The organism is Kosakonia sp., from assembly GCF_032052965.1.
Taxonomy (GTDB): Bacteria; Pseudomonadota; Gammaproteobacteria; order Enterobacterales; family Enterobacteriaceae; genus Kosakonia.
Window position 1 is genome coordinate 26010 of sequence record NZ_DAMBVN010000017.1, and the last position, 15101, is coordinate 41110.

14 protein-coding genes are annotated in these 15101 nt (G+C 51.4%); 8 read left to right on the top strand and 6 right to left on the bottom strand.

Features of this window, described 5'->3' with window-relative positions; translation table 11 throughout:
- Positions 1–263 precede the first annotated feature (263 nt).
- Genes fdhE through fdnG form a run of 4 tightly spaced genes read right to left on the bottom strand, consistent with a single transcriptional unit; the run spans position 264 to position 5787 of the window.
- Positions 264–1193 (bottom strand): formate dehydrogenase accessory protein FdhE, encoded by a 930-nt coding sequence (gene fdhE, locus RTX30_RS17785; protein WP_312691496.1) that lies wholly within the window; start codon positions 1191–1193, stop codon positions 264–266.
- On the bottom strand, positions 1190–1825 hold the full coding sequence (fdoI, locus tag RTX30_RS17790; RefSeq protein ID WP_312691497.1) for a formate dehydrogenase cytochrome b556 subunit: 636 nt from the start codon (positions 1823–1825) through the stop codon (positions 1190–1192). Before fdoI ends, fdhE begins: the two co-directional genes overlap by 4 nt.
- Positions 1822–2724: a formate dehydrogenase subunit beta gene (fdxH, locus tag RTX30_RS17795; protein ID WP_312691498.1), complete on the bottom strand. Its 903-nt coding sequence runs from the start codon at positions 2722–2724 to the stop codon at positions 1822–1824. Before fdxH ends, fdoI begins: the two co-directional genes overlap by 4 nt.
- Before the next feature lie 12 nt (positions 2725–2736).
- Positions 2737–5787, bottom strand: coding sequence for a formate dehydrogenase-N subunit alpha (fdnG, locus tag RTX30_RS17800; RefSeq protein ID WP_312691499.1), 3051 nt, complete (start codon positions 5785–5787; stop codon positions 2737–2739).
- A 241-nt stretch (positions 5788–6028) separates the two neighbouring features.
- On the opposite strand from fdnG, the gene fdhD reads away from it, so the two are divergent.
- Entirely contained in the window at positions 6029–6865 is an 837-nt protein-coding gene (gene fdhD / locus RTX30_RS17805) for a formate dehydrogenase accessory sulfurtransferase FdhD (protein WP_312691500.1), read from the top strand.
- 126 nt (positions 6866–6991) lie between these two features.
- Positions 6992–7204 (top strand): YdgH/BhsA/McbA-like domain containing protein, encoded by a 213-nt coding sequence (locus RTX30_RS17810; RefSeq protein ID WP_312691501.1) that lies wholly within the window; start codon positions 6992–6994, stop codon positions 7202–7204.
- A gap of 44 nt (positions 7205–7248) precedes the next feature.
- On the opposite strand, the gene RTX30_RS17815 is transcribed toward RTX30_RS17810, so the two are convergent.
- On the bottom strand, positions 7249–7572 hold the full coding sequence (locus RTX30_RS17815; protein WP_312691502.1) for an AzlD domain-containing protein: 324 nt from the start codon (positions 7570–7572) through the stop codon (positions 7249–7251).
- Positions 7573–8235, bottom strand: coding sequence for an AzlC family ABC transporter permease (locus RTX30_RS17820; protein ID WP_312691503.1), 663 nt, complete (start codon positions 8233–8235; stop codon positions 7573–7575).
- 101 nt (positions 8236–8336) lie between these two features.
- Here RTX30_RS17820 and RTX30_RS17825 point away from each other — a divergent pair, with 101 nt between their 5' ends.
- The 6 genes from RTX30_RS17825 (at position 8337) to RTX30_RS17850 (ending at position 15098) form a co-directional block, all read left to right on the top strand.
- Positions 8337–8885 carry an XRE family transcriptional regulator gene (locus RTX30_RS17825; RefSeq protein ID WP_312691504.1) on the top strand — a complete coding sequence of 183 codons (549 nt, stop codon included), beginning with the start codon at positions 8337–8339 and terminating at the stop codon, positions 8883–8885.
- A 277-nt stretch (positions 8886–9162) separates the two neighbouring features.
- The gene (locus tag RTX30_RS17830; RefSeq protein WP_312691505.1) at positions 9163–9687 is read left to right on the top strand and encodes a fimbrial protein; all 525 of its coding nucleotides are present in this window, start codon (positions 9163–9165) and stop codon (positions 9685–9687) included.
- A 50-nt stretch (positions 9688–9737) separates the two neighbouring features.
- Positions 9738–10454 carry a molecular chaperone gene (locus RTX30_RS17835; protein WP_312691506.1) on the top strand — a complete coding sequence of 239 codons (717 nt, stop codon included), beginning with the start codon at positions 9738–9740 and terminating at the stop codon, positions 10452–10454.
- 46 nt (positions 10455–10500) lie between these two features.
- Entirely contained in the window at positions 10501–13014 is a 2514-nt protein-coding gene (locus RTX30_RS17840; RefSeq protein ID WP_312691507.1) for a fimbria/pilus outer membrane usher protein, read from the top strand.
- Positions 13015–13029: 15 nt separating this feature from the next.
- On the top strand, positions 13030–14346 hold the full coding sequence (locus RTX30_RS17845; RefSeq protein ID WP_312691508.1) for a fimbrial protein: 1317 nt from the start codon (positions 13030–13032) through the stop codon (positions 14344–14346).
- Complete coding sequence (locus RTX30_RS17850) at positions 14343–15098, top strand: molecular chaperone (RefSeq protein WP_312691509.1); 756 nt, start codon at positions 14343–14345, stop codon at positions 15096–15098. Before RTX30_RS17845 ends, RTX30_RS17850 begins: the two co-directional genes overlap by 4 nt.
- Positions 15099–15101: the final 3 nt, after the last annotated feature.

Genomic DNA, 15101 nt, shown 5'->3' on the forward strand with positions numbered 1-15101 from the left:
TCCGACATCCTTTTATCTGTATAAATATCCAGTTTTTATAGCCTGGTTTGCGCGAAATGGGAATGGCTGATTACTGTGACAGCACGATTATGGAATCCGACGCGTGAGCGTGATTTTCGCGTTTCAATTTGCTTGCATAGGATCGGCAAAAACAGAGCGGCTGTCCGGTAGCCGAAAACAGGTAGGGTCTGACCACCGAGAGGTGACATAACACCGAATAAATGACAGGCCGGGTAAGTGGCGCTTACCACGACCTGCGTGATTTACTCCCCTTCGCCGGGGAACAAGAACGGGTTGATGGAGCTACGGGCAAAACCTTCCTGCTCCATGCGGGCATCCAGCACCAGCGAGGCTAGATCATCCGCCACGGGTTCAACATTTGGGTCTTTTTCCTGATAGAGGATCTTCAGGTAGGTGCCGCAATCGCCGCAGCTTTCAGCTTTGATGGGTGCCTGTTCGTTATCCAGCGACCAGTAGTGTAAATCGCGGGTTTGCTCGCAGTTACTGCATTTCACCCGTACCACATGCCATTCAGTTTCGCACAGGTTGCAGTGCAGGTAACGCAGCCCCTGAGTGGTGCCAATATGTACGACGCTGGAAACCGGCATCGAACCGCATACCGGGCAGAACTGGCGCTGTTCACCATATTCAGCGCGTGCTTTGCCGGGGATCAGGCTCGCCATTTGCGACCAGTAAAGCGACAACGCCGCCCAGATAAAGGGGGCCTTATCGCTGCTCACCGAGGCGAAGTCAGCGGCGAACAGCGCGCTGGCCATTGCTTCCAGTTCCTGGGCGGACGCTTTTTCCAGGTTCTCAATCACCGCCAGCGCCGGGCCACTCATTTCTGGCTTCAGCTCGGCAATCAGAGAGTGCAGCAATTTGTGCCAGTGCGGATCGCGCGGCAGCACGTTGATATCCAGCGGCGGTTTACCCTGTTCAGCGGCTTCTTTAATGCGCGCAGTCAGATCCATCTGCAGGGGATGATCGTACAGCACCACTTCCTGAGCATGGGCGATCAGTGCGGCAAAGCGCAGGTAATCACCCAGCGGGTTACTCTCCGCCAGCTCGCGCAGACGCTCTGCGCGGCGGTTATAGAGATTTTTCAGTCTGGGGAATAATAACGGCGGAATCACTTCCGCCGTGCGTTTATCGCTCTTCTCCAGCGCATCTTGCGGGATTATGCGAATACTCATTCAGTTGATTTTTCCGTTGTCTTGCGAACTTCCCGGTACCAGCGCGGGTGATGTTTCTTCGCCCACGTGCTGGTAACCCAGCCTTCCACCATTGCGGTTATGGTGCCTTTCACCCACAGGGCGGCATAAATATGCACCATAATAACCACAATTAACGCGACTGCGGCAAATGAATGCGCCATCAGGGCGATTCGTATCACCGGAATCGGGAACGCTGGCGCGAAGTAAGGGCGCCAGATAACCACGCCGCTTACCAGTAGTAACACCAGGAAAATAATCGCCGCCCAGAACACACACTTCTGACCGAAATTATAGCGCCCGGTGTCACCCACTTCCTCATTGACGACGATCTTACGAATATTCTTTGCCCAAAAGATATCATCCCTATTGATGAGGTTATGGTGCCAGTAGCGGAAAAACATGATTATAAACGACGCAAACATCACCACGCCGACGAACGGATGGAGAATGCGCGCCAGTTGCGGCGTGCCCAGAATACCCATCAACCAGTTGAAGGAGGGGAAGAAAAACCCCAGCCCGCTCACCGCCGCCAGTACAAAGCAGAAGGCGGTGACCCAGTGGTTGATTCGTTCTGGCGCCGTGTAGCGCACGATGGTGTCACGTTTTCTCATTTGCGCACCTCGTCTTTCTCTTCATGCAGGTTGTCATCTTCCTCTTCTGCCCGGTTCGGACCGACACCGACATAGTGGAAGATGCTGGCTGCGAAGGTCGCGGCAAAGCCGACCGCCGCCAGAGGCTTCCAGATCCCTTTCCAGAATTTAACCGTAGCACTGATTTCCGGGTTTTCCGGCAGACCGTGATACAGGTTCGGTTTATCGGCGTGGTGCAACACATACATAACGTGTGTACCGCCAACGCCTGCAGGATCGTACAGACCCGCGTTCTCGTAACCACGGGTTTTCAGTTCTTCAACACGCTCGCCAGCCAGGGTTTTCATATCCTCTTTGGAGCCAAAGTGGATAGCGCCGGTCGGGCACGTTTTCACACAAGCCGGTTCCTGGCCGACGGTCACACGATCAACGCACAGCGTACATTTATAAACGCGGTTATCTTCCGGGTTTAAACGCGGTACATCGAACGGGCAACCGGCAATGCAGTAACCGCAGCCAATACACTGCTCAGACTGGAAGTCGACAATGCCGTTAGCATACTGAATGATAGCCCCTTCCGAAGGACAGGCTTTCAGGCAGCCTGGATCGGCACAGTGCATGCAGCCATCTTTACGGATCAGCCACTCCAGCTTGTCGTTTTGTTCCACTTCTGAGAAGCGCATAACGGTCCATGATTTGGCGGTCAGATCCGCCGGGTTGTCATACACCCCGACGTTATGCCCCACTTCGTCACGAATATCGTTCCACTCGGAACAGGCCACCTGGCAGGCTTTACAGCCGATACAGGTAGTGACGTCAATAAGCTTCGCCACTTCCTGCTGGTGATCCCGCGCCTGCGGCGCGGGGGTAAAGCCATTAGTCGCGGAACGACGGATGATGTCTTGCGATTGATAAGCCATAAGTCGTCTCCGTTATACCTTTTCCACATTCACCAGGAACGCCTTGAATTCCGGCGTCTGGGTGTTCGCATCGCCGACGAACGGCGTTAACGTATTGGCGATAAAGCCTTTCTTAGCCACACCCTCATAACCCCAGTGAATAGGAATACCGATAGTATCGACATCCTGACCGTTCACTTTCAGCGTGCGAATACGTTTGGTCACCACCGCTTTGGCTTTGATATAGCCGCGATTGGAGGAAACCTTCACAGTATCGCCCTGTGTGATGCCCAATTTGCCCGCCAGTTTCTCGCCGATTTCTACAAATTGTTCCGGCTGCGCGATGGCATTAAGCCGCGCGTGCTTGGTCCAGTAGTGGAAATGCTCGGTCAGACGGTAGGTCGTACCGACATACGGGAACGCCTCTTTTTTACCCATCGCGGCCATGTCGTCTTTGAAGACGCGGGCTGCCGGGTTAGAGATAACCTTTGGATGCAGCGGGTTAGTACCCAGCGGCGTCTCAAACGGTTCGTAATGTTCCGGGAACGGTCCTTCGGCCATCTTATCGAGGGCAAACAAACGGCCCATCCCTTCTTGCTGCATGATAAACGGCCCGACATTACTGCCTGGTGCGGCAGCGCTGTAATCCGGAATATCAAAGCCGCCCCATTTCGCACCGTCCCATTTCAGCAACTGGCGCTTCGGATCCCACGGGTTGCCCTGTGGATCAGCGGAAGCACGGTTGTAGAGAATGCGGCGGTTAAGCGGCCACGACCATGCCCAGCCCAGCGTATTGCCAAGACCTGACGGGTCTGAGTTATCGCGGTTGGCCATTTGGTTGCCTTTCGGTGTCCAGCTGCCGGCGAAAATCCAGCAACCGCTGGAAGTGGTGCCGTCGTCGCGCAAATGGGCGAAGGTGCTTAACTGCTCGCCTTTTTTCGCCAGTACTGTACCGGTTGCCGGATCGATAATGTCCGCCAGCGCTTTACCGTTACTTTCCATGGCGACCTCTTCCGGCGCGGGGTTTTCCGGCGTCGAATAATTCCAGGTCATATTCAGCACCTGTTCCGGGTTGGCTCCGCCCTCTGCGGCGTACATTTGACGCATACGCAGGAAGATGCCCGCCAGGATTTCGCCGTCGTTCAGCGCATCGCCCGGCGCATCAGCGCCTTTCCAGTGCCATTGCAGCCAGCGACTGGAGTTGACAATAGAGCCGTTCTCTTCCGCAAAGCAGGTAGAAGGCAGACGGAATACTTCGGTCTGGATTTTAGCCGGATCGACGTCGTTAAACTCGCCGTGGTTTTGCCAGAAGTTAGCGGTTTCTGTATTGAGCGGATCAATCGTCACCAGGAACTTCAGCTTCGACAGTGAGGCAACCACTTTATTTTTGTTCGGGAACGACGCCACCGGGTTAAAGCCCTGGCAGAGGTAGCCGTTCACTTTACCCTGGCTCATCATTTCGAAGTACTGCAGGACGTCATAGCCTTTGTCCCATTTCGGCAGCCAGTCAAAGCCCCAGCTGTTTTCCGCTGTCGCTTTATCGCCGAAGAAGGCTTTCATCATCGAAACGAAGAATTTCGGGTAGTTGCTCCAGTAGTTCACCTGGCCTTCCAGCAGCGGTTTTGGCGTGTTGGCAGTAAGGTAAGTCTGGAGGTCGGTATGTTTTTCGCTCGGTAGCGTCAGATAGCCAGTCAGGCTCTGTGACAGCAGACCCAGGTCTGTCAGTCCCTGAATGTTGGAGTGACCGCGCAGGGCGTTCACGCCGCCGCCCGCCATGCCCATGTTGCCCAGCAGCAGTTGGATCATCGCCATGGTACGGATGTTCTGAGCACCGATAGAGTGTTGTGTCCAGCCGAGCGCATACAGGAATGAAGCGGTTTTATCGTGCACGCTGGTTTCGGCAATGTATTCACAGACTTTAAGGAAGTCCGCTTTTGGCGTGCCGCAGATGTTTTCCACGACTTCCGGCGTGTAGCGGGAAACATGCTCTTTCAGCAGGTTCCATACGCAGCGTGGATGGGTGAGCGTGGTATCGCGTTTGGCGAAACCTTTCTCATCCAGCTCATAGCTCCAGCTGGTTTTGTCATATTTCCGTTTTTCCGCGTCATAGCCGGTAAACAGGCCCTCTTCAAAGCCAAAATCTTCACGCACGATCAGGCTGGCGTTGGTATAGGCTTCGGTATATTCGCGGTTGTATTTTTCGTTGGTAATCAGGTACAGCAGTACGCCTGACAGGAATGCAATGTCAGTACCGGAACGAATTGGCGTATAAAAATCCGCAACAGAGGCGGTACGCGTAAAGCGCGGATCAATAACAATCAGCTTCGCGCCATTATGGATCTTGGCTTCCATCGCCCAGCGGAATCCCACCGGATGCGCTTCTGCCGCGTTCCCACCCATCACAATGATAAGGTTGGCGTTCTTCATGTCGACCCAGTGGTTGGTCATCGCACCGCGACCAAATGTTGGAGCAAGACTTGCTACCGTTGGTCCGTGTCAGACACGCGCCTGGTTGTCGACGGCTAACATGCCGAGTGCGCGGGTAAATTTTTGCGTTAAATAGCCGGTTTCATTGCTGGAGGCGGAAGCACACAGCATACCGGTGCTTAGCCAGCGGTTGACGGTAGTGCCTTCCGCGTTTTTCGCGATGTAGTTAGCGTCACGATCCTCTTTCATCAGTTTCGCGATGCGGGTAAAGGCTTCATCCCAGCTGATTTGCTGCCATTTATTGGAACCCGGCGCGCGATATTCCGGGTATTTCAGGCGGCTTTCTGAGTGAATAAAATCTACCAGACCTGCGCCTTTCGGGCAGAGCGCCCCACGGTTTACCGGATGATCCGGGTCACCTTCAATGTGAAAAATGGATGCTTTGGCGTTTTTTGCGCCGTCGCCGAGGCTGTACATCAACAGCCCACAGCCAACGGAGCAATATGTGCAGGTATTACGGGTCTCACGGGTGCGCAGCAGTTTATACTGCCGTGTTTCCGCGAGGGCGATGTTGGGGGCAAAACCCAGCGCCGCAGCCGTCGTTCCTGCCATACCGCCAGCACAGATCTTAAAGAACTGTCTTCTGCTGACCTGCATGGTTATCTCCTGGTTCGACATTACTCTTTATCTTTTTTTCTTTGCGGAGGTTTTCGCAAAGGTTCAATATTGCTGTTAATCCCGCTAATGACTGGGGATTAGCAACGCACGATACCACAATGTAGGTATGCCTATTCGGACATGAAGTTGCAGAATCGTGTCTATTCCCTCCAGTTTTGAGGGTTATGGCGCTGAGAATACCATAATGTTGATACGCTTGTTCGATAACGGTTAATGAAAAGTGAATGATTTACGGGCTATAAAGCACAAAAATGCAACACCCATCACAGGGGCGCGTCAGGTCTCCCTGTGGAAGCGCGATGACTTGCAGCAAGCGATACCTGACATGCTGGCGGAAGAGGTACCCGTTGCGCTGGTGTACAACGGTATTTCGCATGTCGTGATGATGGCATCGCCCAAAGATCTCGAATGGTTTGCTGTAGGTTTTTCCTTATCCGAAGGGATTATAGAAACCCCTGCTGAGATCTACGGTATGGACGTCATCTCCACCTGCAACGGCCTTGAGGTGCAAATCGAATTGTCCAGCCGTCGCTTTATGGGACTGAAAGAGCGCCGTCGCGCACTGGCGGGCCGAACAGGCTGTGGTGTTTGCGGGGTAGAACAACTTAACGACATTGGTAAGCCGATAATGCCGCTGCCGTTTACCCAGACGTTTGATTTAGCCTCGCTTGACGCGGGCCTGGCGCATTTGACCGATTTTCAGCCAGTCGGTCAGCTCACTGGCTGCACGCATGCTGCAGCGTGGATGTTACCGTCCGGCGAACTTGCTGGCGGGCATGAAGATGTGGGGCGACATGTCGCGCTGGATAAATTATTGGGCCATCGCGCCCGTGCGGGTGAGGGATGGTCGCAGGGAGCGGTACTGGTTTCCAGCCGCGCCAGTTATGAAATGGTGCAGAAGTCGGCGATGTGCGGCGTTGAGATCCTGTTTGCGGTTTCTGCTGCAACGACGCTGGCAGTCGAAGTGGCTGAGCGCTGCAACCTGACGCTGGTGGGTTTTTGCAAACCGGGCAGGGCAACTGTCTATACGCATCCGCAGCGTTTGATGGGTTTTTAAGTTCATCAAAAAAATTGAAAAATGAAAACAAATCCTTCCGCTTTTTGTTGAGTGAGAACAGGTCTACTATTTATTTCATCGAGGCGCGGTGCCTCACACCAACAAATTAACGTAAGGATTTATATCATGAAAAGCATCAAAACTTTTGTCGCAGTTATCGCTCTGGCTACCTCTTTCGGTTCTTTCGCCGCTCAAACCATCAGCGCAACAGATTCCACGCTGTCAGGGGCAGAAGCGAAAATCGCTGCTCAGGCTCAGCAGGCTGGTGCCGCGTCTTATCAGATCACCGAAGCGTATAACGGCAACCAGGTTCATATGACTGCCGAACTGACTAAATAAGCACACAGTACCGTTGAAAGAGCGCCTTCGGGCGCTTTTTTGCGTTAACTGATCCCCGCCAGTCGCAGAAGTGCCGTGACCACGGCGGCAGAGAGGATCACCACAATCAGCGGCATTTTACGCCAGGCAAGAAACAGCGCGAATAAGACCCCCAGTACACGAGCCATTCCGGCAAAATGATTGCTTTCATAGAGCGTGGCCGCAAGCGCGACGGCAAACAGCAATGTTGTGGCGGCATCGGAAAGCAGTGCTTGTGAGCGCTCAGAAAGCGCCAGTCGGCTACCCAGCTTTGCACCGCCCAGGCGCATTAAATAGGTCCCGACTGAAAGGATAGCGATACCGCTGATAATCAATGGAACACTGGCCATTTATTTCTTCCTCGTCAGCAGACCTAGCAATGAGAGCAGCACTGGCAACCCCACCGGCGCAAAGGGTACAGCGATAAGAGACAGGACCGCCCCGCTGGTCGCACGAATAAACGTGGTTCTTTTTTTCAACGCTGGCAGCACCAGTGCCAGTAAGATGGCGGGGAAGACGGCATCGAGCCCGATAGTTTCCGGGGCGGGCAACAGCTTACCGACTGCCGCGCCAAGCAGCACTCCACCAGGCCACAACAAAGCCACTCCCAGTCCGCATAACCAGTAGGCGGCTTTGCGCTGCTCTGGCGTGGCCTGCGATAAACCGAACACCACACTTTCATCATTCATGATGTGGCTTCCCAGCAGACCGGATGCGCCGTTACCGACAAGCTCGCGCACTGTCACGCCAAAAGGGAGGTGGCGGGCATTTACCAGTAGCCCGGCCACGGCAGCGGCCAGCGGATTTCCGCCGCTGGCAACAATGCCAATAAACATAAATTCGGACGCACCCGCCAGCACAGTCAGAGAGAGCGCCAGGGGGACCCAAAGCGGAAAGCCATACGCCATTGCCAGCGAACCGTATGATACCCCCACCACGCCGACCGCGAGGCAAACAAGAAAAATGGCTTTGACGGTGTCGCTTTTCAGGCTTGAAAAATATTGAGTAAGCATATGCGTTTACCATATCGAACGATTAGCCATTATAATGAACATATCTGGATCGTTTTTCAAATCGAACAATATGTTCATTATAATGAAGGGTGACGTCAAAGATGACACAACCAATGAGTGTGATTGCTAAAAGTCTGTTGCGTGAACGCCAGCGAACCGGGCTTTCTCTGGCGGAAATCGCCCGCCGCGCCGGTATTGCCAAATCGACGCTCTCCCAACTGGAAGCCGGAAACGGCAACCCCAGTCTGGAAACGCTCTGGTCATTGTGCGTCGCGCTGGATATTCCTTTCGCCCGCCTGCTGGAGCCACAAAGCCCGAAAACCCAGGTAATTCGACGCGGAGAAGGTATGAAGGTAGTTGCAGAGCAGGCCAATTATCAGGCTATTTTGCTTGCCGCCTGTCCACCCGGTGCGCGACGCGATATTTATTTATTACTGACGCAACCGGGTGCTGATCGTGTTTCTCAGCCTCATCCGCGCGGGTCAGTGGAGCATATTATTGTGACACAAGGTCGTGCACTGGTCGGGTTGACTGAAGCGCCGGAAGAGTTGAGCGAGGGTGACTATATCTGTTACCCGGCCGATCAGGAGCATATCTTTAAAGCCCTGGAGCCAGAAACCCAGGCTATTCTGGTTGCGGAACAGAACTAATATAATGTGGAGGCGATAAATGCAGATATCTTTTAAATAGTATATCGCCTTTATGAATGAGTTGTTCAATTAATATTGATGAATCAAATTTAATTCCCAATATATTGCTTGTTTTGATATATATTAAGAGGTATTACCTCTTCGAAAATTAGAGAAACTTGCTTTACATCAATTATCCGTGGCTGTATGCTTTGCATCCAATCTTCTTATTCGTAGTGTGATATAAGTTGACTCTTTTTATTACTATACATATTAATGGAGGAATAAGATGCTCAGGATGAGTCATTCTTTTGCAGCATTATTTGCGTTTGGTTTAACAAGTCTGCCACTGGTTGCACAAGCCAACAACACGGTTCACTTTCTGGGTGAAGTCAGTGAGCAAACCTGTACCGTTAAAGTCAACAACAGCAGTACCTCAGCAATAATCCTTTTACCCACTGTCAGTAAAGGTCAATTAAGCAGTTCGGGTTCAACGGCGGGTGATACGCCTTTCACGGTCACGTTAGAGAATTGTAATTCCCAAAGTACATCTGCGGGTATTCTCTTTGTGGCGAATGATGTTGATAACGGCAATTTAAAGAACATTGCTGCCAACTCACCTGCTACCAACGTTGCTATCCAGTTAGTGGAGGGCGCGTCGGCATTAACGTTCAATAATAATAAAGCAACCACTGCAATGCAGACCATCAACAGTGGCGTAACGTCTACGAACTTTGATTTGGTTGCTCGCTATTATGCAACGGGCGTCACTACTGTTGGGGCTGTAGAGGCCCAGGCGCAGTTTGCAGTGACATATCAATAACCTGTTCCGGGGCAGATTCTGCGTCTGCCCCGAAGATGGCTTATTAATAAATGTTTAATTATTGGTCAGAAAGACTATCTTTTGCACTACTCTTGTTCTGTTTAGTACCTGCCTGTGTTAGCGCTAATGTAACATTGCTGGGTACGCGTGTTATTTATGAAGCTGATATAAAAGAGAAATCTCTGACCTTTAATAATGCAGGGGAAGCGCCTGTTCTGGTGCTGGTCTGGACGGATATCAATAACCCGAACTCTACGCCAGAAACAGCCGATGCCCCTTTCATTACCATGCCACCTATTTTTCGTATTAATGGCAATCAGACACATGTAATGCGCCTGAAATTCACCGGGAAAGATTTACCCAAGGATAGAGAATCGCTTTTTTGGCTGAACTTTTTGCAATATCCAGCAAAAAATGAAGCAGATAATCATGAAAGTCATCTAACCCTGGTGATAAAAAGCCGGCTTAAGATTTTTTATCGCCCCACCGGAATTGCACTGGATGCAAATAATGTTCTTGATGAGATTAAAATCGACAGGCGTGGCCAAATAATAGATGTTAAGAATACTACTGCATATTATATTTCTGTTCTTGATGCTTATGCTGGAGATGGCAGCAAGAAAAAGAAAATTAAGAATACCGGGATGATTGCACCATACACTACTGCCCAATGGTTATTACCTGAACAGGCGGGAAGTCATTTAACTATTAACGCAATAAATGATTATGGCGGAATATCCAGCAAGGTTTATCGTCTGCCTCGTTAGCTTCCTGGTTTTATAATGCAAGTACTGTTCAATTCGGATAATGTCAATGTATCAGTACCGTTTATATATTCGGGTTTTGTTCAGTCTCGTTACTTTATTGTCATTAACCGCGACAGCAAAAGAGAACGAATTTTACTTCGACGCTTCTTTATTGAGAAATAGCGGATTATCCAGTAGTGATCTGCAAAAACTGAACGAGGATGCGTTAATAACGCCAGGAAGTCATTCTCTGGATATTTATCTTAACGGCACATTTATCACGCGCTACGGAATTGAATTTTCACAACGGGGTACAAATGTTGAACCCTGTCTTCCCCATGCACTCGTTGCCATGTTGCGTTTTAAATCGTTGCCAGAGAAACAGCCCGCCTCATGCTACTGGCCAGACGATCATGTGATGCAAGGTGTAAGGCTTAAATTCGATTTGGCACAACTGCGCATGGATGTGAGTGTACCGCAGGCATTATTAAAATCCTCTCCTCGTGGTGCCGTGAGCGAAGAAAGTCTCGACGCCGGAGAGAGTATGCTATTTATCAATTACATGGCTAACCAGTACCACGCAACGTCGCGCCGCTATAAAACAAGCAAAATGGATTCATCATGGGTGAATCTTAACGGTGGTATAAATCTGGGGCTATGGCGTTACCGCCAGCAATCCAGCCTGAACTACAGCAATATTGATGGCAGTCACTGGAATACCAGTCGCCGTTATATCCAGCGCGCTATCTACCCTTTACGCAGCGAAATGACGTTGGGGGAAGGGTACACCGATGGGCAACTCTTTTCGGGTATCAGTTTCCGGGGCATACAGCTCACTTCGGACACACGCATGCTGCCAGATTCTCTTCGCGGTTACGCACCTGTCGTACGGGGCATTGCAAAAACCAATGCAAAAGTCACAGTTATGCAGGACCAGACCACGCTGTATGAAACGACGGTTGCGCCGGGCCCGTTCGTCATTGACGATCTGTATCCCACTTATTATTCCGGCGACTTAACCATTGTGGTTACCGAAGCGGATGGCAGTAAAAATATATACAACATGCCTTACTCTTCGCTGGCGGAGTCGATCAGACCGGGTGTATCCCAATGGTCATTCACTGCGGGAAAGGTGCAGAACATTGACGCAGGAAATACTTTTAGCGAAATGATCTGGCGGCAGGGATTGACCAATGCGCTTACGTTTAACGTCGGCAATCAATTGGCGTCGGGATACATGGCCTGGTCTCTCGGTGGCGTGTATAGCTCAGCGATCGGGGCGGTAGGATTAAACAGTTTTTATTCTCTGGCGCAGCAGGATGACGGCAACCGTGGTGGCTGGATGTTACGGCTGAACTACAGCAAAGCACTGCCGCAAACCGGAACATTATTTACCCTGGCCGCGTCCCGATATGCGGCCCAGGGGTATGCTGAGCTCTACGACACACTGGGGTCGCGCCATGCACAAGGTCAGGGGCAACAGTGGCAATCTCCCACCTGGAAACAACGCAGCCGTATTGAATTTGCCGCCTCTCAGCCATTGGCGTCATTTGGCAATATTAATGCTTCCGCATCAATGCAGGATTATAGCGATGGAAAACAACGGGATAAGCAGTATCAACTCAGCTGGAATAAGCTGTTTGATTATGGGGTTTCGTTAAGCGTTACGGCGGCCAGAACCTATAGCATTACGCCGGGTGTCAGCAATAACGCCGACGTATTTTCGTTTCGCCGCCAGATGCAAACAATGTGGTCGTTTTCTTTATCCACACCGCTTGGTCAGCGGCGTACTTCACCCACACTCTCAACCAATGTTAACCATACGACCGGCAATGGCGGAAGTGATGGTGGTTATCAGTCCACGCTGAGTGGCATATATGGCGAACACGATCCGCTGAATTATAGCCTTAATTTTTCTGCCAATAAGAGAATGGAACAAGCTGGATGGGGCGCCAACCTCCAGCGCAGTTTCCCCTACGTTAATGCTGCAACATCCTGGTCTACATCAAGTAACTACTGGCAGGCTTCAGCTTCGTTGCAGGGTGCCATTGTAGCCCATAAAAGCGGCGTGACGCTGGGTCAGTGGGTAGGAGATAGCTTTGCCTTAATCGATGCGCCAGGTGCCAGCGGCGCTGAGGTGATTGGCGGTCAGAACGCGCGTGTTGATGCGTTTGGTTATGCGATAACCCCAGCGTTAGGTGCTTATCAAATCAACCATGTCACGCTGGACCCGGGCAATATGGACGACAACGTTGAGCTACAGACCATGAAAATGCAGGTCGCGCCTTATGCCGGTGCAACGGTGCGGTTACGTTTTAACACTCTTCAAGGCCAGGCCATGTTGATCACAGCAGCACGGCCGGACAACGCATCTATTCCTATGGGAACAAGCGTGTATGACGGATATGGCAACCGTACAGGAATGGTGGGGCAGGCTAATCAAATTTACCTGCGTTCCCATGAAGAAAAGGGAGAGTTACAGGTTCAATGGGGAAACCGCACCAATGAGCGCTGCCGTATTGCCTGGCATGCGCCGTCCTCGCAGGAGCCGTTGGCTCTGTTGACATTGCCTTGCCGCTAAGTAATGGAGTCGCTAATGACATTTTTTCGGATAACTTTGCTGAGCTTTTTCTTATTTACCAGCTTGTCCCTGAATGCAAAGTGCGTGAAAGGACCTGACTTTGCCCGCTCAGAATTAAGTGGATGGGGAGTCAGTCTTGCGCTTGGGACCATCAACATCACGACAGACAAAGTGCAGCCAGTAGGTTCACCATTGGCTTCAAGCGTAGTGAATTTTTATGACAATCCTCGTTATACAAAAGGTCCGGACAGCATTCTTTGGGTTTGCGATATAGCGGACAAAAACAATATTTATGAAATCATTGCCACAAATGGTAATGACCGAAACGGAGGCTTTTTTGATATAGGCGCTTTCGATGGTTACCCTAATTACTATGCAACGCTTTTTAGTCATGTGGCGATACGCCTGACTCATGTTAACTCTGGTCGGGTGTTTACACGTAACTATCAACGGATCCCGTTAAAGAATTATGTCGTATCGCCGGATGGCCTGAAAATCTATATCCGGCTGAAGGATTTTAGCCCTATACGTGCGGATCTGATTCGGGTTAGCACCACGACTTCTCGCGGGCAAGCGCCATCAGACTATTGTGCAAAACGGGATCAACTGACATCGGGTACGTATACCTGTAACCAGCCTAATGGATATGTCTCTTTTTGTTCTGAAGGTAGCCCGGATGCGTATTGTGACGTGGGCGATTCGGCCTATGTCTATAACGGCTGGTGGAAAGACAACTGGATGAGTATCAACATGGGCGGAGTGGCGCCCATGGCGCAGCTGGTATCGCAACGGACCTGCACTGCCAAAAATGTGACGCCTGTCGTCACATTTCCCCCTATCAGTGTCGGCGCGTTAAATAGCGGTGGAAAATCACAGAGCAAGTTTACCGTGAACATTCTCTGCGAGGGGCTGGCGGGAACCGGTACGATTAGCGGCCTGACGGCGCTTGGCATGCAAGTCCCTTATGAAAGTTATCAAGCCGCACAGCAACTCAATCTTGTGAATAGCTCTGGCGGCGTTCGCTATTTACTCCCCCCTGACCTCGGGGTAGATGGCATGGCGAAGGGGGTCGGGATCCAGATTGCGAACGCCGATGACGGCATAATACGTAACTTTATTGGCTGGCAACGCTGTATTACAGCGTGTGCTATGGGTGAGGCAGGCGGGTGGTACGACGCACGAGACGGCATCAGAGTAGTTAACAGCGGAGGCACATTAGGGATCAGCGAATATGCGATTGATTTCAATGCGTATCTTTCCCGCGTGGGTAACCAGACTGTTCGTGCAGGGCAAGTTTACGCCAGCGCGCAAATCCTGGTGAAAGTACAATGATGATGCGCTTACTTGTGGGGATGGGAGCGCTATTTTGGGCAATGATGCTTCCTGTTCACGCGGGTGTAACAGCCTCTGCTTCGCGGGTTATTTTTACCGAAGGGCAGGTGCAACAAAGCCTGATGTTGGTGAATACCAATGACTGGCCGGTGATGGTGCAGACCTGGGTGGACGACGGAGAGATAAACCCTGCGCCTGGCAGCGTTAAAGCGCCTTTTGTCACCGTTCCTCCGATGTTCTCGCTTGCGCCGCAAAAAATTCAGGGGATCCGACTGATCTACAATCAGTCACCGCTACCACAAGATCGCGAGTCTGTTTTTTGGCTAAATATCTATGAGATCCCTCCTGGCTCGCCTGTTCGTTCTTTGCAGGAGCACAGCGTGGTGTTGACCATGAATACGCAGCTGAAAATTTTCTGGCGGCCCAAAGCAATTGGCGCGCCTGAAAATAACGCAACGGCGTTCAGCTTCCATGCGGAATACATCGGCGAGAAACTGGAGATTGTCTGTCAAAACCGTTCGCCGTGGCATCTCTCTTTCGCCGCAATGCAAGTACTGGCAGCAGACAAAAGCTATGCTGTGGAACAGTTGCCGGACATGATGACAGCACCGTACAGCGAAAAGCGTTATTTCGTGCAGAGTCAGGCCGTAAGATCACTGCCATTGCCACTGCGTATTCGCGTCGAACTGATTGATGACCAGGGTAATGTCTCGGTACATGAATTCCCCCTCTCCACAAAAGAGAGGGGGTGAGCG

Excerpts from the sequence above, each read along its gene's own strand:
- RTX30_RS17825 (WP_312691504.1), top strand. The coding sequence starts at position 8,337 with ATGACACAACCAATGAGTGTGATTGCTAAAAGTCTGTTGCGTGAACGC.
- RTX30_RS17850 (WP_312691509.1), top strand. The coding sequence starts at position 14,343 with ATGATGATGCGCTTACTTGTGGGGATGGGAGCGCTATTTTGGGCAATG.
- RTX30_RS17810 (WP_312691501.1), top strand. The coding sequence starts at position 6,992 with ATGAAAAGCATCAAAACTTTTGTCGCAGTTATCGCTCTGGCTACCTCT.
- fdoI (WP_312691497.1), bottom strand. The coding sequence starts at position 1,825 with ATGAGAAAACGTGACACCATCGTGCGCTACACGGCGCCAGAACGAATC.
- fdxH (WP_312691498.1), bottom strand. The coding sequence starts at position 2,724 with ATGGCTTATCAATCGCAAGACATCATCCGTCGTTCCGCGACTAATGGC.
- RTX30_RS17840 (WP_312691507.1), top strand. The coding sequence starts at position 10,501 with ATGTATCAGTACCGTTTATATATTCGGGTTTTGTTCAGTCTCGTTACT.
- RTX30_RS17835 (WP_312691506.1), top strand. The coding sequence starts at position 9,738 with ATGTTTAATTATTGGTCAGAAAGACTATCTTTTGCACTACTCTTGTTC.
- RTX30_RS17815 (WP_312691502.1), bottom strand. The coding sequence starts at position 7,572 with ATGGCCAGTGTTCCATTGATTATCAGCGGTATCGCTATCCTTTCAGTC.
- RTX30_RS17845 (WP_312691508.1), top strand. The coding sequence starts at position 13,030 with ATGACATTTTTTCGGATAACTTTGCTGAGCTTTTTCTTATTTACCAGC.
- fdhE (WP_312691496.1), bottom strand. The coding sequence starts at position 1,193 with ATGAGTATTCGCATAATCCCGCAAGATGCGCTGGAGAAGAGCGATAAA.
- RTX30_RS17830 (WP_312691505.1), top strand. The coding sequence starts at position 9,163 with ATGAGTCATTCTTTTGCAGCATTATTTGCGTTTGGTTTAACAAGTCTG.
- RTX30_RS17820 (WP_312691503.1), bottom strand. The coding sequence starts at position 8,235 with ATGCTTACTCAATATTTTTCAAGCCTGAAAAGCGACACCGTCAAAGCC.